Raw genomic sequence first — 18,177 nt, 5'->3', positions numbered from 1 at the left:
CCACTGGAGCTGACGTGGCCGGCGGCGGAGGGGCGGGTGATGAAGATCTCCCTCCGTGCGTTCGACACGGCGGAGTTCTACACGGGCGTCGACCTGTATCCGTGGCAGGTGGACATTCCGCACGAGGAGGTGAACTTCGCCTCGGGCCAAGCGGACATTCCGGCGACGGAGCGGGGCAAGCTGGACAAGAGCCACGCCCTCATCGTGGACGCGCTGACGAAGTACGGTCGCTTCGCGTCGCTGCGGCTCTACGTGATGGGACACACGGACACCGTGGGGGCCGCGGCGGAGAACCTGGACCTGTCGGTGCGGCGGGCGAAGAGTCTGGCGGCCTATTTCCGGAAGAAGGGGCTGCGGGTGCCCGTGTACTACGAAGGGCTGGGAGAAGAGGCCCCGGCCGTCGCGACGCCCGACGAGACAGCGGAGGCGGGCAACCGCCGCGCGGAATACATCATCGCAGTGGAGGAGCCGGTGCTTCAGCACGCGCCTCGCCCCCCGCGGTGGCGGAAGCTGTAGCGCAGTCATCGAGGGAGAGGAAAGGACGCATGGACCGATTCCACCAGAAGGCATGGGCGTTGCTCGGGCTGGGGGTGCTGGGGAGCACGGGATGCGCGCACCAGGCGCGTCTCGCGGAGCGTCAGGGCGTGGAGGCTGAGAAGTGTGAGCTCGTGCACCGGCTGCTGCGGGAGCCGGTGCCATCCCAGGTCGTCCGCGAAGTCGTCGCGGCCGGTCGCGATGAGCCCGCGCCGGTGGTGGTGTACGTACGCCGTCCGGAGGAGGCGATGCTGGAGCGCTTCTTCTCCGGTGACGCGCCCAGTTGTGGCGACGCCACCTTCAAGGTGGTGCAGGAGAACGTGCTCGACGCGGTGGTGGTGTACCTGCAGGAGATCCAGGACGGCTACGCGTACGACGCGCACCGCGCCAGCCACGACGAGCTGTCACTGGAGGGCAAGCCGCAGGGCCTGCTGAAGCGCAAGGGCCCAGAGTGGGTGGCCATCCCCGGACCTACTTGAACAGCTCCTTGCCACCGTCCGCGATGAACTGCACCGCGATGGCGGCCAGGATGAGTCCCATCACCCGCTCGACGATGGCCACGCCGGATTGGCGCAGCACGCGCTGGATGAGCCCGGAGGCGCGGAGGATGAAGTAGCTGGCCACGAACGTCAGCACGACGGCGGCCAGCACGGGGATGGCGGAGACGAGCGTGTCGCCCTTGGCCATCAGCACCATGGCGGTGGCGATGGCGCCCGGGCCCGCCAGCAGTGGAATGGCGAGGGGGACGATGGCCACGTCCTCCTTCACCACGCCTTCCTGTTCCTCGGACGGCGTGGTGCGCGTCTCCGCCGGGCGGGCGCGAAGCATGTCCAACGCGGTGATGAGCAGCAGGATGCCACCGGCCACCCGGAAGGCGCCCAGCGACACGCCGAACACCTTGAAGATGACGCCGCCGAAGAGGGCGAAGAACAGCATCATCCCGCAGGCCACCAGGCAGGCGCGCATGGCAGTGCGGCGCACCTTCTCCTGCGAGTCCCCGGCCGTCATCGCCAGGAACAGCGGGACGACGCCAATGGGGTCCACCACGAAGAAGATGGCCGACAGCGAGACGAGGAACAGCGACGCGTATTCCGGCATGACAGCCTGGGCTTACACCGTGAGCCGCAGCTTCCACACCATGGTGAGAGCCTCGGCGAAGATTTTCTTGCTCATCTTGGAGTGACCCACGCGCCGGTCCTCGAAGACGATGGGCACTTCGCGCACGGTGAAGCCTTTGCGCAGCGTGCGGTAGGTCAGCTCGATTTGAAACGCGTAACCGGTGCTCTTCACCGAATCCAGGTCGATGGCCTCCAGCACCCGGCGGTGGAAGCACTTGAAGCCGCCGGTGAGGTCCTGGATGCCCACGCCCAGAATCGACCGTGCGTAGAGGCTGCCACCGCGGCTGATGAGCTGCCGCCCCACGCCCCAGTTCACCGTGCCGCCGCCCGTGACGTAGCGCGAGCCGAGCACCAGGTCCGCGCCAGCCTCGGCCGCATCCAGGATGCCGGGCAGGTAGCGCGGGTCGTGGCTGAAGTCGGCGTCCATCTCCAGGATGTACGTGTACTGCTCGGCCAGGGCCCAACGGAACGCGGCGAGGTAGGCGCGGCCCAGGCCCTCCTTCTTCTCGCGGTGGAGGACGCGCACGCGCGAATCCTGTGCGGCGAGCCCATCCGCGAGTTGCCCTGTGCCATCGGGCGAATTGTCGTCCACGATGAGGATGTCGACCCGGGGGTCGGTCTCCAGCACCGCCTGGACGATGGCCTCGATGTTTTCCCGCTCGTTGTACGTGGGGATGCAGACCAGGGCTGGGTTCATGACCCGGCCGACATACCCTAAACGCGGCCCGGGGGCAGCAGCTCCAGTACGGACTCCGCCGCCCGGGTGGCCGCGCCCGTCTCGCCCAGCCGGCCGCGCATCTCCGCCAACCCCTGGAGCATCTCCTCCCGGGGAGCACCGGGTATCCAGACGCGGCGGACCTCCTCGGCGATGCGCTCGGGCGTCATCTCCCCCTGGAGCAGCTCGGGGACGACGCGTCGGCCCGCCAGCAGGTTGATGAGGGACACGAAGGCCACCTTCAGCATCAACCGGCCCACCCAGTACGTGATGAGTGACACACGGTAGACGACCACCAGGGGGCGCTGCATCAGCCCGGCTTCCAGGACGGCGGTACCGGAGGCCACCACCGCGGCGTCACTGGCGCCCACGACCTCGGGTGCCCGTCCCTCTACCAGGATGGGCGTCACGCCACTGCCTTCGAAGCGGGACGTGATTTCCTCCCGGTCGATGGTGGGCGCGAGGGGGACGACGACCTGGAGTCCGGGCCGCTCGGCGGAGAGGCGTTTCGCCGCCTCCACCATGTCGGGAAGCAGACGGCGGATTTCGCCCATCCGGCTGCCGGGCAGCAGCGCGAGTGTGGGGGCGTCCTTCGACAGCCCCAGCCGCTCGCGGAAGGCCGTGGCCGTATCCGGTGAGGGAACCTGCTCCACCACCGGGCTGCCGACGTAGCGAGCGCTGACGCCGGCCTCCCGGTAGAAGTCTTCCTCGAACGGGAGGATGCAGAGCATCCGGTCCACCAACCGTTTGATGGTGCGCACCCGACCCCGGCGCCAGGCCCAGATCATGGGCGACACGTAGTAGGCGACGGGGACCCCCAGCGCCTTGAGTTTCTTGGCCAGGCGCAGGTTGAAGTCAGGGATGTCCACCAGGATGGCGACGTCCGGTTTGCGCTCGGCGGCGGCCTCGGCCAGGCCCTTCAGGATTTGAAGGATGCGGGGAATCCGGGGCAGGACCTCGGTGATGCCCATGACGGACACCTCCCGGGCGTCGAAGAGCAGCTCCACTCCCTGGGCGGCCAGGCGGGCACCGCCCATGCCAAAGAAGGTGAGGTCGGGACGGCGGGCCCGGAGGGCGGCGACGAGCTCGGCGGCGTGGGTATCGCCTGACGCCTCGCCGGCGACGACGAGGATGCGGGGTGGATTCGTCATGTGAGAGTCGCGCATCGTACCTGATGCGGGCGCGGGTGAAGGTGTAGACTGTGGCCCCCTTGAAGACGCTTCTGCTCGCCGAGAGCCATCCCCCCACGCTCGAGCACCTCAAAGGCCTGCTCTCCCAGGCTGGGTACACCGTTCGCGCGGTGAACGATCCGGTGACGGCGTTGGAGCACTTCGCGGCGGACAACCCGGACGTGGTGGTGCTGTCGGTGGACCTTCCGCGCGTGGAAGGCGCACACGTGGTGCATCTCATCCGAGGCCACGGACAGGGTGGCAGGGTGCCCATTGTCGCCATCGACAAGGGACACCTGGGGCGCGCGCGGGGCGTGAGCTCGGTGCTGGACCTCAAGGTGAACGCCTATGTCTCGGACCCGCTCAAGCCGGGCGAGCTGGTGCCCCGGCTGGAGGCTCTGGTGCGCGCGGCGCAGGCGGTGCAGCTCACCGGGCTGGCGGCCACGCTGTCCCGGCCCGCCGTCAATTCAGGCGCGCTGAAGGGCCACCCCCTGCCGGCGCTGTTCCACTCCATCTATCGGTTGCGCCGGGATGGTGTGCTCGTGGTGGCGCACCGGGGCTTGAGCCGGCGCGTGTACTTCTTGCGCGGCGGGTCCGTGAGCTATGACTCCACGGCGAAAGCGGACTCGCTGCCTGGCTACCTGCTTGCCCGGAACGTGCTCAACCCGCAGCAGGCGCAGCGGGTGACGGAGGCGCTGGACTCCGGTCTGCGCATCGGCGCGGCGCTCGCGGACGCGGGCGTGGAGGCGGCGGGCGAGGAACTGCTGCAGCTCTTGCGCGACTACAACCGGGACAGGGTGGAGCGGGTGCTGGGGATGCGCGAGGGCCGCTACGCCTTCTACGCGGGAGACGAATTCACGTCGGAGGTCGCGTCGGTGGAGGTTCCGCCGCTGGCGCCGGTGCTGGATGGCGCGCGCCGCTGCTTTACCATGAGGGTGATGGCGGGCGCGCTGCGGGCGCACATGGGCGACTACCCAGTGCGCTCACAAGAGTTCGGGCGCGACCTGCAGGCCATGGGGCTGGACACGGACGACCTGAAGATCGCCATGCAGGTCAACGGCCGCATCGCGCTGAAGGACCTGCTGGCGCACGGGCGTGGCGAGCTGCGCATGGCGTACTCGCTGCTGTGGTTCCTGAAGCTGACGGGTGGGGTGACGTTCTCCTCGACGCCCGTGGCCACGGGCACGGACGTGCTGTCCGCGGCGGTGCTGCCGGACCGGATCGCGCCGCGCAAGCGCAAGGCCCTGCCGCCCGAGACAGCGGCCTCGCTGCGTGAGGAAGCGCTGCGCATCATCACCCGCAGCTACTTCGGAGGGCTGGGGCTGGACATCGCGGCGGACGCGGAGGCGGTGGAGCGCGCCTATCACGAGACGGCGATGCGCTTTCATCCGGACACCTACGCCGAGTTCGACATCTCCGACCTGAAGGACCTGCTGGAGTTGGTGCAGGACCGGCTGTCCGCGTCGTACCGGGTGCTGAGCGTGGAGGAGAAGCGCAAGGCCTACCTCCAGTACCTCTTCAGCCGGATGGACGTGGGGCGGAACGCGGCGGTGGTCGTGGATGCGGAAATCGCGCTGCGCCGGGGCGAGTCCGCCCTGAAGCGCCGCGACTTCCCGCTGGCGGCGAAGGCCTTCGAGGAAGCGGTGTCGCTCAATCCGGACGAGCCGGAGTACTACCCCTTCCTCGCCTGGGCGACGTACCGGATGCCCACGGGGGCGCCGATGGTGCGGGCGCAGAAGGCGCAGCAGGTGCTGAAGAAGGCGCTGTCGCTGGGGCCATACGTGGAGCGGTTGCACATCATCTCGGCCATCATCGACATGGACCTGGGAGACGCGCCGTTGGCGCGGAAGAAGCTGCAGCGGGTGCTGGAGTACAACCCGTACTCCCAGCTCGCGAAGGCGGCGTTGCGCAAGGTGGGGCGCTAGCGATGCATTCGATTCTCTGGCGGTTGTTGCGCTATGCGCGCCCGCATTTCGGTGTACTCCTGCTCGCCTTCGTCGGCATGGCGGCGGTGGGTCTGACGACGGGCGCGTACGCGTATCTCACGGGCCCGGCGCTGCGCTTCCTGCTGTCGGGCGGTGAAGAAGGCTTCGCCAGCGCGCAGCGCGTGCCCTGGTTGGCGGACCTGCCCCGCGAGGCGGCCCTGTGGGGCTTCCCGCTGGTGATGGTCATCGTTGGCGCTGCGAAGGGCGTGGGGTACCTGGCGCAGTTCTATTTCATGGGCCTGTTCGCGCAGCGCGTGGTGAAGGACCTGCGGCGCGACCTGTTCCAGCGCCTCACCGCGCTGTCGCCCGCCCAGCTCGCGCGCGAGCGGATGGGGGACCTGCTCAGCCGCTTCTCCTCGGACGTCAGCGCCGTGGAAGCGGCGGCCATGTACACGGTGGGCTCGTACCTGCGCGACACCCTCCAGGTCATCATCCTGGCGGGCGTGGCGCTGGCGATGAGCCCGATGTTGGGCGGCCTCATGTTGCTGGTGATTCCGCTGGCGGCGCTGCCGGCCTCGAAGCTGACGCGCAAGGTGCTCAAGCGCACGCGGGAAGGCCAGACGCAGCTCGGCAACCTGGCGGGGCAGCTCCACGAAGGGCTGGGCGGTCTGCGCACCATCCAGGCCTTCAACGGGCAGGCGGCGGAGCTGGCTCGCTTCTCCGCCTTCGCGCAGGCGCACGAGAAGGCGGTGGTGAGCGCGGCGTGGGCGCGTGGCGCGGTGCCAGGGCTGATGGAGGTGCTGGCCGCGGCGGCACTGGCGGGCGCACTGGCGTATGCGGCGAGCGCGCGGCTGATGGAGCCGGAGGCGCTGCTCTCGCTGCTGACGGCGGTCATCCTGGTGTACCAGCCGGTGAAGGACCTGGGCCGGGTGACGCAGTTCGCGGTGCAGGCGGGCGCGGCGGGTGAGCGACTTTTCTCGCTGCTCGACATGAAGCACCCAGTGGAGGACGCGCCGGACGCGGTGCCCGCGCCGACCCTGTCGCGGAGCATCCAGTTCGAGGGCGTGCGATTCGCCTATGGAGAGCGGCCCGCGCTGGACGGCCTGACGCTGGAGCTGAAGGCGGGGCAGGTGACGGCGCTGGTGGGTGGCAGCGGCGGAGGCAAGAGCACGGTGACATCGCTGCTGCTGCGCTTCGAGCGGCCACAGAAGGGCCAGCTCCTCCTGGATGGTGTGGACGCGGACCGGTACACGGCCACGAGCGTCCGGGCCCAGTTCGCGCTGGTGACGCAGGAGCCGCTGCTGTTCCACGGCACGGTGCTGGACAACCTGCGCTACGCGAGGCCGGACGCCACGCGGGAAGAGGTGGAGGCCGCGGCGAAGGTGGCGCACGCGGACGGCTTCATCCGCGCACTACCCGAAGGCTATGACACGCGCATCGGCGAGCGGGGCGTGGCGCTCAGTGGAGGCCAGCGCCAGCGGTTGTGCATCGCCCGCGCGGTGCTGGCGCAGGCGCCCGTGCTGGTGCTGGACGAAGCGACCAGCAGCCTCGACCCGGAGAGCGAGCGCGAAGTGCAGGCGGCGCTGGCGGCGGTCCTTCCAGGCCGCACGGCGCTGGTGATTGCGCACCGGCTGTCCACGGTGGTGAACGCGGACGTCCTCAACGTGATGGAGGCGGGGCGCGTCGTCGAGAGTGGCTCGCACGCGGAGTTGCTCCAGCGAGGCGGGCGGTATGCGGCGCTGTGGAGGATGCAGACGGAGGGCTCCTCGGAGCGAGGCGCGGCGTGAGCGGATTGACGGTAGCGGTGGGGAAGGGGCTCCGGGCCGTTCTGGGGTTGGCGCTGCTGGTCCTGGGGTACGTGGGCTTCTTCGCGCTCTCGGCGTCCATGGCGCGGTACCCCGTGGTGGTCCCGAAGGACGAAGCACCCCGGTGGGCGAGAGGGGCCTTCCACGTCCACACCACGCGTTCGGATGGGCGAGGCACGCCGGACGCGGTGGCGGCGGCGGCGAAGGCGGCGGGCCTGGACTTCGTGGTGCTCACCGACCACAACGACTTCGCGCTCCGAGCGCCCGCTTACGTCCAGGGCGTGCTGTTGGTGCCCGGCGTGGAGATTTCGACGTCGGACGGGCACCTCGTGGCCTTCGGCATGTCGCGCCCGCTGGAGGGCATGCGCGCGTGGATGCCGCCGGGCGACGCGGTGCGCGCCGTGGCGGCGGCGGGAGGCACGGCGGTGCTGGCCCACCCCGTCCAGAAGCGCAACCCCTGGAAGGACGAGGCGAGCGCGAAGGTGGTGCCCGGCTTCGAGCTGTACTCGGCGGACACCTTCTTCCGGCACGCGGTGCGCAATCCGGTGAGTCGCCTGGTGCCCGCGGTGGGGGCCTCGCTGGCCAACCCGGTGCATGGCGTGATGTTGCTCGTCGCGCCGGAGTCGGAGCCCACGGCCCGCTTCCTGGAGCTGTCGAGTGAGCGGCCGCGCGTGGCGTTCTGCGCACATGACGCACACGGCCTGCCGCCGTACCGGGCCGTATTCGAATCCCTGGCCATGTACCTGCCACCGGAACAGGTGCCCTTCCCGTTGCCCCCGGACGCGAAGGAAGCGGCGGAGCAGGTCAGCCGGGCCCTGGGCGGTGGTCAGTCCCTGTGCGCCTTCCGCGCCCTGGGGGAGCCTGGGGGCTTCGCATTGGAGGGCCTGGACGGTGTGCGGCGTGAAGCGCATGTGGGCGACACGCTGACCGTCCGGCTCCCGGGGCTTCCCGACGCGGAGTCGGTGCAGGTGCGGGTGTGGGGAAGCGCCCGCCTGGGGGCGGACGGCCGGTCCGTCGAGCTGACCGAGCCGGGGGTGGCGCAGGTGGAAGTGTGGGTGCGGGCACCCGGGCGCTTCTTCGGGACGGAATGGCGGCCCTGGTTGGTGCCCAGCCCCGTGCGCGTGCTGCCCCCGGGGCCGGGCATCTGATAGACGGCGCGACCAGCCGCCCATGCGCGTCCTCTACGTCCTCGTCACCTACCTGCTCTTCGCAGTCCTGTTCCCGGTGCTCGCACTGCACCGGAAGACGCGCCATGGGCTGATGGAGCGCTTGGGCTTCTATGGCCCGCACAGCCACCTGCCTCCCGGGGACGGGCCCGTCCTCTGGCTGCATGGCGCGAGCGCCGGGGACCTGCTGGCCCTCTCGCCGATGTTCGGCCCGCTGCGGGCTCGTTTCCCGGGCTGCCGCCTGTTGCTGTCGACCATGACGGACAGCGGCTACGCGATGGCGAAGGGCCGGCTGGCCAACGACATCGACGGGGTCGTCTACGTGCCCTATGACCTCTGGGGCGCGACGCGGCGAGCGGTCCGGGCCATCCGTCCGGACGTACTGGTGCTGGAGTACACCGAAATCTGGCCCAACCTCATCCGCGCGGCGAAGCGGGGTGGGGCGCGAGTGGTGATGACGAACGGGCGCTTTTCGCCCGCGAACGTCGGGAAGTACCAGACGCTGTTCCGCCTCATCGGCAACCCGCTGCGGGATTTGGACCTCCTCCTCATGCGCGAGGAGGACGAAGCCGTCCGTGCGCGGCAGCTCGGTGCCAGGCCGGACTGGGTGAAGGTGACGGGGAACACGAAGTTCGACGCGCTCGCCGCGGGCCCGGTGCCCGAGGACGAGAACCTTCGCACGGCGCTGGGCCTGACGCCGGGCGAGCGGGTATGGATTGCCGGAAGCACCCATGAGGGCGAGGAAGCCCAGCTCCTGGGGGTGTACGCGCGGCTGCGCGAGCGGTGGCCGGAGCTGCGGTTGGTGATTGCCCCCAGGTACGTGGACCGGGCGGCGCGAATCGTGACGCTTGCGCGCGAGGCGGGACTGAGCGTGGGGCTGCGCTCGCAGGGCAATCCGGAGCGGGGCCAGGTCGTGGTGCTGGACACCATCGGCGAGCTGTCGAGGGCCTACCGGCTGGCGACGGTGGTGTTCGTCGGCGGCTCGTTCACGACGCGCGGCGGGCAGAACATCCTGGAGCCCGCGGGGCAGGGGAAGCCGGTGCTCTACGGGCCGCACATGGACAACTTCCGGGACAGTGTCGCGTTGCTGACAGGGCAGGGTGGGCTCCAGGTTCAGGACGCCGCGGCCTTGGAGCAGGCGCTCGTGTCGCTGCTCGAATCACCGGAGCGGCTCGCGAGCCTGGGTGCCCAGGCGCTGGAGACGGTGGGCCGTATTTCGGGCGCCAGTGAAAGGAACGCGGAGGCGATGACGACGTTGTTTCCGCACGGGAGGCCGGACCCGCGATGACACTCATCGTCCATCCGCATTTCCACCACCGCTACACGGGCGTGACGCGCCACGTGGAGACGGTGGTACCCGCGCTCGTCCGGGATTCAGGCTCGGAGACGCGCGTCATCGGCTCGGGCTTGAGTGAGGGGCTGCCCAGAATCACCTGGCCGGAGTTGCTCCGTCGGCTGCGCCGCGAGCCCGTGGTGTGGCATGCGCACCGGAACAACGAGCTCCTGGTGGGCATGCTGCTGAAGCTGCTGGGCCGAGAGGTCCGCCTCGTCTTCACCCGGCACACCTCGATGGCGCCCAGCGGCTTCACCCGCTTCATCGCGAGGGGCGCGGATGCGCTCGTCTCGTTGACGAAGCAGGTCGCGGACGTCATCGCGCTGCCGTCCACGGTCGTCTCGCATGGCATCGACCTGACGCGCTTCCACCCGCCCGAGGACCGGGACGCGGCGTGGCGCAAGCTCGGCCTGGGTGGGCGTTACGGCATCGGCGTCATCGGACGCATCCGGAAGGAGAAGGGGCAGGGGGACTTCGTGCAGGCCATCCGCCCGCTCCTGCCCGCGCACCCCGACTGGCAACCCGTGCTGGTCGGGCTCGCGAAGGGGCCGGACCTGGATTGGCTGAATCAGCAGATGGCGGGCATCGAGGACCGCATCGCGTTGCCCGGCGAGCAGTCCGTCATCGAGCCCTGGTATCAGGGGCTGAGCATCCTGGTGCATCCCTCGTATGCGGAGGGCTATTCGCTGGTGCACGTGGAGGCCATGGCCTCGGGCTGCTGCGTGGTGGCCTCGAAGCTGCCGTACCTGGACACGCTCATCGAGCACGGCCGCACGGGCTTCTTCTTCGAACCCGGAGATGTCCAGGGCCTGCGCGAGCTGCTGGACATGCTGATGCGAGAGCCCGAGCGCGCCAGGCAGATTGGCCAGAACGCGGCTGAGGAGGCCCGGCGTCGGTGTGGCGTGGAGCACGAGGCGCGAGCCCTGGCCGACGTGTACCGGGCCACCGTGGAGCGCTGACCGGATGCGAATCCTCCACCTGCTCGCGAGTCCCTTCTACAGCGGCCCGGCCGAGAACGTGGCGCTCCTGGCCCAGGCGCAGCGCGCCGCGGGACACGACGTCACGGTGGCGGTGGACCGCCGGCGCAAGGAGGTGCTGGCCGAGGAGCCCGCGGCTCCGCGCTTCGAGGAGCTCGGTCTTCTGGACGAAGGGGGCTTGGAGCTGTCCGTGAAGTCCCCACCGTGGCGGATGTGGCGCGACCTGCGCCGCTTGAAGGCGCGGACGGTGGACGTGGTCCACTCGCACTTCAGTCATGACCACCTGCTGGCGAGGTGGGGACGGCCTTCAGGCGCCGTCCTGGTTCGCTCGCTGCACGCTCCGCGCTCATTGCGCTCCTCGCTCCCGGCCGCGGACGCCTACACGGTCCCCGCGAGCGCACTGCTTCCCCGCCTGTTGGAGAAGGGCGCGACGGCCCAGGTACTGCCAGCCCTGGTGGACGCCCGGTTCCAGCCTGCGCCGGACGCGCGGTCGCTGCGCGCAGAGCTCGGGCTCGAAGGCACACCCGTCATCGGAATGGTCTCCACGTTCCAGCCTTCACGCCGGCACGCGGTGGGGGTGGATGCCTTTGCCCTGTATCGGAAGCAGCGGCCCGAGGCGCGCTTGGTGCTCGTGGGGGACGGCGGCCTGCTGGAGCAGACGCGCAAACAGGTCCAGGACCTGGGACTGGCGGATGCCGTGACGTTCGCGGGCTACCAACAGGGGGACGCCTTCGCGCGGTGGCTGCGAGCGCTGGATGAGGTCTGGCTGCTCGGCCTGGGCAATGACTGGAGCGCCCGCGCGGCGGCCCAGGCCCGTGCGTGCGGCGTCCGCGTGGTGGCGGTGGATGAAGGCGCCTTGCCGGACCTGACGGATGTGCGGGTGGAGAGACCGACGCCGGACGCCGTGGTCGCCGCGGCGCTGTCCGACCAGCGGGCGCCCGTGCGGCACCCGACGAACGAGCAGATTGCCGCGGAGGTCCTCGCGCTCTACGCGCGAGCGAGGCGCACCCCGTGACGTCCCCGGATGCCCCCACCGCCATCGAGCGGGTGTTCTACCCGCCGTCGCCGGAGCCCTGGGGCCGCCGCGCCCTGCTGTCGCCGCTCACGTTGCTGTCGTGGACGTACGCGGCCGCGGTGCATGTACGGGGAGCGCTCTTCGACGCGGGACTGCTGCGCGCGGAGCGGGTGGAGGGGCTCAAGGTCATCTCCGTGGGCAACGTCAACGTGGGGGGTACGGGCAAGACGCCCGCGGTGCTCCATCTGGCGGAGCAGTTGGTCCAAGCGGGCCGGAAGGTGGGCATCCTGACGCGCGGTTATGGCCGCGCCTCGCGTGAGCCGCTGACCTTCATCGGGACGGAGCCGCTTCCTTCCTCGGACCTCGCGGGTGATGAGCCGCTCCTGCTGGCGCGTCGCTGTCCCCAGGTCCGGCTCTTCGTCGGCTCGGACCGAGTCGCGAGTGCCTACCGTGCGCGGGACGATTTCAGCCTGGACACGGTGCTGCTGGACGATGGGTTCCAGCATCGCCGCCTCGCGCGAGACGAGGACTTCGTGGTCGTGGATGAGTCGGTGGGGCTGGGCAACGGCCACATGCTTCCCAGGGGGCCGCTGCGTGAGCCCCCGGCGTCACTCCGCCGCGCGACGCTTTTCTGGCTCAGGGCACCCGCCACGGCTTCGGATGCTGCTGTGCTCCCCGTCATGAGGCCCGAGGACACGCGCACGCCCCAATCCACCACGCACCTCCTGGTGCCGACAGAGGCGCGGTCGGAGCGTTTCTCTGACACGCTCGGCGGGTGGTTGCCCTCGAGCCCGGGGATTCCCAGGGTGAGGACTCGCTATCGGCCCACGGCCTGGGTGGACCCGGAGGGCAACCTTCATCCCGTGACGGCGCTCACGGGACAGCCCGTGTTCGCTCTGGCGGGCCTTGCCCGGCCGGGGGGCTTCCTGAAGACCCTGCAGTCGCTCGGGACGGACGTGCGCGATGCCGCGTTGTTTCCGGACCACCATCGCTTCACCGCGGACGAACTGCGCGACGTCCAGGCGCGAGCGGTGCGGCTGGGGGCCCGGGTGGTGACGACGGAAAAGGACGCGGTGCGTCTACCCCAGGGCTTCGAGGCCTGGGTGGTCCGCCTGGGGGTCGAGGTTCTGGAAGGCGAGTCCCATCTGCGGCGGGCGCTCGGACTGGAGGATGCTCCGCGCGGCTTGTGAGGTGGGGGCGGCTGTGGGACAAACCGCCGCCATGGCCGCAGTCTCGCCCGTTCGTTCGATGCCGTCGCTCGCCCGCTTGCCGCACGCGTTTGCCCGCCGCAAGGTGTTGCTGGTGGGCGACCTCGTTGCCGACCACTACATCTATGGACAGACGGACCGGGTGAGCCGGGAGGCGCCCGTGCTCATCGTCCGCTACGAGTCCGCGGAGGTGAAGCTCGGAGGTGGCGCCAACGTGGCGGCCAACGTGCGAGCCCTGTCCGGTCAGGTCTCCGCCGTCGGCGCGCTGGGCCAGGACGAGATGGGCAAGGAGTTGCGCCGCCTCTGTGCCGAATCCGGCATCCAACTGGACGCGGTGAGCGGTCGCGACATCGAGACGGAGACGAAGACGCGCATCCTGGCCGGTGGGGTGAGCACCACGCGGCAGCAGATGTTGCGGCTGGACCGAGGCCAGCGAGGCGCGCTCCCCCCGAAGATGCGCAAGGCGCTGGCGCGGCAGGTCGAAGCCTCTGCCCAGGACGCGGACGCGGTGGTGGTGTCCGACTACGGCGCGGGTGTGCTGGGGGACGAGGTGCGCGATGTGCTGCGTCGCCTGGCCGCGGACGGCATGCCCGTGTGTGTGGACAGCCGCTATGCCCTGTCATCCTTCTCGGGACTCACGGTCTGCAAGCCCAACGAGCCGGAGCTGGAGGCGCTCGCGGGGCGGCCCGTGCGGACCCAGGAGGACATGCTGGAGGCGGGGCACGCCGCGTTGAAGCGACTGGAGTGCCGCGCGCTCCTGGTGACGCGAGGCCGCCATGGCATGGCGCTCTTCGATGCGGACGGGGGCGTGGACCTCATCCCCGTCCATGGCGCGAAGGCGGCGGTGGATGTGACGGGCGCGGGAGACACGGTGATTGCGACGTTTGCCCTGGCGCTGGCCGCGAAGGCCTCGCTCGGCGATGCGGCGCGGCTGGCGAACGTGGCGGGCTCGTTGGTGGTGCAGAAGCCGGGCACCGCGACGGTGTCCCGCGATGAACTGCTCGAAGAGCTTCGGAGCGCGAGATGAGCACCCTCGAGAAAATCCAATCGCTCGCGAAGGTGGCGGAGGAGCGTGAGCGCTGGCGGGCCGAAGGGCGCACGGTGGCGCTGGCCAATGGCGTCTTCGACCTGCTGCACGTCGGGCACGTCCGGTACCTGGAAGGGGCGCGGGCCCTGGCGGATGTCCTCGTGGTGGCGGTGAACTCGGACGCTTCCACCCGGGCCTACAAGGGCCCCGGCCGGCCCTACATCCCCGAGGGCGAGCGGGCGGAGCTCGTCGCGGCGCTGGCCTGCACGGACCGGGTCATCGTCTTCGACGAGTCCAACGTTCGCGTCATCATCCGGGCGTTGAAGCCGGACGTGCACGTGAAGGGCACAGACTACACCCCGGACAGCATCCCCGAGGCCGACGAAGTTCGCGCCTATGGTGGGCGGACAGCCGTCTCAGGAGACCCGAAGGACCACAGCACCACGGACCTGGCCCGGCGCCTGGGCCGCGAGGGGTCGGGGTAGCCGGTGGCCTTCATTGCAGAGGAGGTGTGGGCCGTCCTGGGCTGCCCTCACTGCAAGGCCCCCCTTCAGGCGCAGGAGGCTCAAACCCGGGTCACCTGCGCGCCGTGCCGTCTGAGTTGGCCCGTGGAAGAGGGAATCCCCAGGCTGGCCCCCGAACACGCGGTGGCGGAGCCTCCCGTGTCCGGGACATGAAGCCTCAGGAGGGGAGGCTCGCTGCGAACGTCCGGACCTCTTCGGCGGCCCGCTCCTCCAAGCCCTGACCGCCCGCACCATCAACCAGAGGGGTGAGGTCCACCATGCGGTGGGGGGCGTACGCATGGCCCCAGCGCTCCATGTCCATCCGCAGGAAGAAGGCCAGCGTGGGAGCACCCACCGCGACGGACAGGTGCATGGGCCCCGTGTTGTTGCAGAGGGTGAAGCCGGCTGCGCGCATCAGGGCAGCCAGTTCGTCCAGGTTGCTAGCAGGCGCGAGCTCGGAGCCAGGGGCTGCCTCCACCACCCCTCGTGCCAACGCTTCTTCGCCGGGGCCCCAGGTGACGATGGGGGTACGCCCCAGCGCCACCAGTGCCCGAGCCGCGGCGGCGAAGGCCGCGGGTGGAATCCGCCGAGGTCCCAACCGACCACCGGGGTTGATGACCGCGAAGGGCTTCCCGGCCAGGGCGTCCAGATAGGCGCGGATGGCCGGGCCCACGGAGGGCTCGCGGAAGGACAAAACACGCGCCACTGCGCCGTTCGTGAGCGGGGTCAGCAGGTGCGTGCGTTGAACGGCTTCGTTCCGCGTGTCCGTGCGAGCGGGGACGGGCAGGGAGTGCAGACGGGACACCGGCCAGAGGTCTGGACCGATGACGACGGCCTCGGGACCCGCGAGCCGGGACACGAGCGCGCTCGTGACGGAGGGCGACTCCCAGTTGGCGCAGTCGACCACGACGTCATACCGGGCACGTCGCAGCGCGGCGATGCCGGGGGCAAGGGGGCCCATCCAGATTCTGCGCCGGTCGAAGGGAATGATGACGTCCGCGTCCGGGTGGCCGTTCAGGACTCGAGCGACCTTCGCGTGCACCAGGACGTGGACCTCGGGCGCGGACTGGAGGTGCGCCTTGAGGGTGCGCATCAACGGCGTGGTGAGGAGCGCCTCGCCCACGCGGTTGTCGGGCCGCACGAGCAGCACCTTGCGAGGACCAGGAAGTGGGGTGCCAGGACGCCGCCGGCGGCCCGGGCGCCACAGCAGGGCGGACGCCACGAGCGCCAGTGTCAGCTTCGCCCATAATTCGAGCCGCTTGTGCCAGGACATCTCGCGGCGGGACCCTACACAGAACTGGGGGCGGCGCAAGCGCGCGGCTTGACCTCGGCCTCGAAAGCCCCTAGCAACCGCCCAATGTTGAAGAGCATGACGGGGTTTGGCGCGGGCCGCGCGCGCGTGGGGGACGAAGAAGTCTCCGTGGAGCTGCGCTCGCTCAACCACAAGTTCTGTGAAGTGAAGGTTCGTCTTCCCCGGGAGCTGTCGTCCCAGGAACCGCTGGTGTCCAAGCAGGTGAAGGACCGGCTCGCCCGTGGCTCGGTGGAACTGCTGGTGAAGCGGCAGGCCCCCACCGCGTCGGGGACGGTCCCCACCGTGGACCTCGGATTGGCGCGGGAGTACGTGCGCGCGTTCCGAGAGCTGGCCAGCGAGCTGGGCCTGCCGGGAGATGTCGCCTGGTCGCAGGTGGCGAACCAGCCCGGCGTGGTGCGTCTGGAAGAGAAGGGCGTGGAGCTGGACTCCGCCTCCCAGGCGCTCCAGGCGGCGCTGGACCAGGCGCTCACGGCGCTGGAGAAGATGCGCCAGGTCGAAGGCGAAGCCATCTACGCCGACCTGGATGCCCGGGTGAAGCTGCTGGAAGGGTGGAGCAAGGAGGTGGCTCAGCTCGCTCCGAAGGCCGTGCAGGAGTACCAGCAGCGGCTCACCGACCGGATTGCCGAGCTCGCGAGCGGCGTCGCGGTGGACCCGCAGCGGCTGGCCCAGGAAGTGGCGCTCTTCGCCGAGCGCACGGATATCGCCGAGGAGGTCACCCGCCTGGCGAGCCACCTTGAGCAGTTCCGGGCCCTCATGGCCAGCAACGAGCCCGCTGGCCGCCGAATGGATTTCCTCGTGCAGGAGATGCACCGCGAGGTGAACACGACCGGCTCCAAGAGCCAGCACGCCGAGATTTCCGTGCGCGTGGTGGCGATGAAGGCCGAGGTCGAGCGCATCCGCGAACAGGTGCAGAACGTCGAATGAACGCGAATACCGTGCTCCCGCCTGGCTTGTTGCTCGTGCTCTCCGCTCCTTCCGGGGCGGGGAAGACCACCCTCGCGCACCGGCTCCTCAAGGAGACGCCGGATGCGGTGTTCTCCATCAGCGTCACCACCCGAAGGCCTCGGGGGAAGGAGCGCGAGGGGGTGGATTACAACTTCGTCGACGTCGCGACCTTCCAGTCGAAGATCGAGCGCGGCGAGTTCGTGGAGTGGGCAGAGGTCTATGGCCACTTCTATGGAAGCCCCCAGTCGGTGGTGGATGAGGCGCGCGCCCGCAAGAGCGCTGCCATCTTCGACATCGACGTGCAGGGCGGGCAGGCCATCAAGCGCAAGCACCCGGATGCAGTGACCATCTTCGTGCTGCCACCGTCCATGGAAGAGTTGGAGCGCCGCCTGAGGGATCGTCAGACGGACTCCGACGAGACCATCCGGCGCCGGATGCTGGCGGCTCGCTCTGAGATCGAGCGGGGTATCGCTTCCTACGACTACGTGGTCGTGAATGACGACTTCGAGCGTGCTTTCAGTGACCTGCGCTCGGTGGTGGTGGCCGAACGTTGCCGGCGCGAACGTGTGGACGTGTCGAAGCTGGGCCTGGGAATCGGCGGCTGACCACCGCGGCGCAAGTGCTCAGAATCAAACTTCTTGCGCAGTCCGATCTCTTGGTGGATAAGCGGCCACACCTCGCCGCGTTGCGCGGGCGTCACACAGGCGTCCGTCGGGTGGCGGTTACTCACATGTCCCGTCTCCATCGGGAGCGGAATCAGGCGCGTGGGTGTTTTGGTTCTCTGAATGGCGTTCAGATAAGACCGCGGACCTGGTCCGAGTTTCTCGTGAATGGGGATGCTCGCCAGGTCCGGAGCGTTTGAAAAGCTCGATGTGCGGTCGACCGAAAGGTGCAGTAGGCCAACGGGTGGGTGGTAGGGGAGTGGGCAGGAGTGAGGCGCTCCAGTGGTTGACAGGAAACGCGGCGGTGATAGAAGCCGCGCCCCTCGCAAAGAAGCCCGCACACTGGTGCGGAAGGTACTTCGAGCGAGTCAGTGCGAAAATATGGAATACGGCGGTCAACGCAGTAGGTTGACAGGAGATGCGGCGGTGGTAGAAGCCGCGCCCCTCCGGAAGAAAACAGCGGAAGCCACTGGGCGGCGCTGAGGACTCCGGAAGCCAGCAGGACGGCGAAAAAGTAGCTTGATAAAAGACGCCGAACTGAAATAGAAGCTGACACCCCGCCGGGCAGAAAAAAGACGGCGAGGCAGCAACGAAGAAGATGGTAGCAAGAAGTCGCTGGCAGGACAAGCGACTCGCTCTTTGAAAACCAAATAGCAAGCCCAAGAAGAAGCTAGATTGCGGAAACCGCAGTCAATTTCTTAAGACGGTGCCAGCCAGGTCGCGCTGCGAAGCGCAGCCGGCAGCACTGTAACGAATCAGCGAG

The 18,177-nt window shown here is 69.4% G+C and carries 18 protein-coding genes; 14 read left to right on the top strand and 4 right to left on the bottom strand.

The window, feature by feature from the left end:
* Both FMQ63_RS34440 and FMQ63_RS34435 read left to right on the top strand, forming a co-directional pair.
* The coding region (locus tag FMQ63_RS34440) for an OmpA family protein (protein ID WP_141276939.1) at positions 1-516 on the top strand (516 nt) is incomplete at its 5' end.
* Between the two features lie 29 nt (positions 517-545).
* Positions 546-1,013: a hypothetical protein gene (locus FMQ63_RS34435; RefSeq protein ID WP_011554708.1), complete on the top strand. Its 468-nt coding sequence runs from the start codon at positions 546-548 to the stop codon at positions 1,011-1,013.
* Here FMQ63_RS34435 and FMQ63_RS34430 read toward each other — a convergent pair.
* Genes FMQ63_RS34430 through lpxB form a run of 3 tightly spaced genes read right to left on the bottom strand, consistent with a single transcriptional unit; the run spans position 1,006 to position 3,518 of the window.
* A complete protein-coding gene (locus FMQ63_RS34430) occupies positions 1,006-1,632 on the bottom strand; it encodes a MarC family protein (protein ID WP_011554707.1) in 627 nt (208 codons plus the stop codon). The two genes, FMQ63_RS34435 and FMQ63_RS34430, sit on opposite strands and share 8 nt — an antisense overlap.
* Positions 1,633-1,644: 12 nt before the next feature.
* Positions 1,645-2,349 (bottom strand): polyprenol monophosphomannose synthase, encoded by a 705-nt coding sequence (locus tag FMQ63_RS34425; protein WP_011554706.1) that lies wholly within the window; start codon positions 2,347-2,349, stop codon positions 1,645-1,647.
* A 17-nt stretch (positions 2,350-2,366) separates the two neighbouring features.
* Positions 2,367-3,518 (bottom strand): lipid-A-disaccharide synthase, encoded by a 1,152-nt coding sequence (gene lpxB, locus FMQ63_RS34420; protein WP_011554705.1) that lies wholly within the window; start codon positions 3,516-3,518, stop codon positions 2,367-2,369.
* 50 nt (positions 3,519-3,568) lie between these two features.
* Here lpxB and FMQ63_RS34415 point away from each other — a divergent pair, with 50 nt between their 5' ends.
* From FMQ63_RS34415 to FMQ63_RS38805, 10 genes are read left to right on the top strand one after another with little or no spacing between them, the layout of a single operon-like run.
* Positions 3,569-5,461: a DUF4388 domain-containing protein gene (locus FMQ63_RS34415; protein WP_011554704.1), complete on the top strand. Its 1,893-nt coding sequence runs from the start codon at positions 3,569-3,571 to the stop codon at positions 5,459-5,461.
* A gap of 2 nt (positions 5,462-5,463) precedes the next feature.
* Complete coding sequence (locus tag FMQ63_RS34410; protein WP_011554703.1) at positions 5,464-7,248, top strand: ABC transporter ATP-binding protein; 1,785 nt, start codon at positions 5,464-5,466, stop codon at positions 7,246-7,248.
* Between the two features lie 17 nt (positions 7,249-7,265).
* Complete coding sequence (locus FMQ63_RS34405) at positions 7,266-8,414, top strand: PHP domain-containing protein (RefSeq protein WP_011554702.1); 1,149 nt, start codon at positions 7,266-7,268, stop codon at positions 8,412-8,414.
* A 22-nt stretch (positions 8,415-8,436) separates the two neighbouring features.
* Positions 8,437-9,720 (top strand): 3-deoxy-D-manno-octulosonic acid transferase, encoded by a 1,284-nt coding sequence (locus FMQ63_RS34400; protein ID WP_011554701.1) that lies wholly within the window; start codon positions 8,437-8,439, stop codon positions 9,718-9,720.
* Positions 9,717-10,724, top strand: a complete 1,008-nt coding sequence (locus tag FMQ63_RS34395; protein WP_011554700.1) for a glycosyltransferase family 4 protein — start codon at positions 9,717-9,719, stop codon at positions 10,722-10,724. The genes FMQ63_RS34400 and FMQ63_RS34395 overlap by 4 nt, the downstream gene beginning before the upstream one ends.
* A 4-nt stretch (positions 10,725-10,728) precedes the next feature.
* Positions 10,729-11,757: a glycosyltransferase gene (locus FMQ63_RS34390; RefSeq protein ID WP_011554699.1), complete on the top strand. Its 1,029-nt coding sequence runs from the start codon at positions 10,729-10,731 to the stop codon at positions 11,755-11,757.
* Positions 11,754-12,947: a tetraacyldisaccharide 4'-kinase gene (gene lpxK, locus FMQ63_RS34385; RefSeq protein WP_011554698.1), complete on the top strand. Its 1,194-nt coding sequence runs from the start codon at positions 11,754-11,756 to the stop codon at positions 12,945-12,947. The genes FMQ63_RS34390 and lpxK overlap by 4 nt, the downstream gene beginning before the upstream one ends.
* A 31-nt stretch (positions 12,948-12,978) precedes the next feature.
* Positions 12,979-13,992 carry a bifunctional heptose 7-phosphate kinase/heptose 1-phosphate adenyltransferase gene (locus FMQ63_RS34380; protein WP_026114176.1) on the top strand — a complete coding sequence of 338 codons (1,014 nt, stop codon included), beginning with the start codon at positions 12,979-12,981 and terminating at the stop codon, positions 13,990-13,992.
* A complete protein-coding gene (locus FMQ63_RS34375; protein WP_011554696.1) occupies positions 13,989-14,477 on the top strand; it encodes an adenylyltransferase/cytidyltransferase family protein in 489 nt (162 codons plus the stop codon). The genes FMQ63_RS34380 and FMQ63_RS34375 overlap by 4 nt, the downstream gene beginning before the upstream one ends.
* Before the next feature lie 3 nt (positions 14,478-14,480).
* Positions 14,481-14,669, top strand: a complete 189-nt coding sequence (locus FMQ63_RS38805) for a Trm112 family protein (RefSeq protein WP_081436799.1) — start codon at positions 14,481-14,483, stop codon at positions 14,667-14,669.
* A gap of 4 nt (positions 14,670-14,673) precedes the next feature.
* Here the strand turns inward: FMQ63_RS38805 and FMQ63_RS34370 are convergent, their stop codons facing one another.
* Positions 14,674-15,768 (bottom strand): glycosyltransferase family 9 protein, encoded by a 1,095-nt coding sequence (locus FMQ63_RS34370; protein WP_020478489.1) that lies wholly within the window; start codon positions 15,766-15,768, stop codon positions 14,674-14,676.
* An 84-nt stretch (positions 15,769-15,852) separates the two neighbouring features.
* On the opposite strand from FMQ63_RS34370, the gene FMQ63_RS34365 reads away from it, so the two are divergent.
* Complete coding sequence (locus tag FMQ63_RS34365; protein ID WP_011554693.1) at positions 15,853-16,731, top strand: YicC/YloC family endoribonuclease; 879 nt, start codon at positions 15,853-15,855, stop codon at positions 16,729-16,731.
* Positions 16,728-17,357 carry a guanylate kinase gene (gene gmk / locus FMQ63_RS34360; protein WP_011554692.1) on the top strand — a complete coding sequence of 210 codons (630 nt, stop codon included), beginning with the start codon at positions 16,728-16,730 and terminating at the stop codon, positions 17,355-17,357. Before FMQ63_RS34365 ends, gmk begins: the two co-directional genes overlap by 4 nt.
* Positions 17,358-18,177: the final 820 nt, after the last annotated feature.

The organism is Myxococcus sp. CA005 (assembly GCF_006518205.1).
In the GTDB taxonomy this organism is placed as follows: domain Bacteria; phylum Myxococcota; class Myxococcia; order Myxococcales; family Myxococcaceae; genus Myxococcus; species Myxococcus xanthus.
Note: the sequence above shows the minus strand (reverse complement) of the source record. Positions and strands in the feature narration are given on the sequence as shown.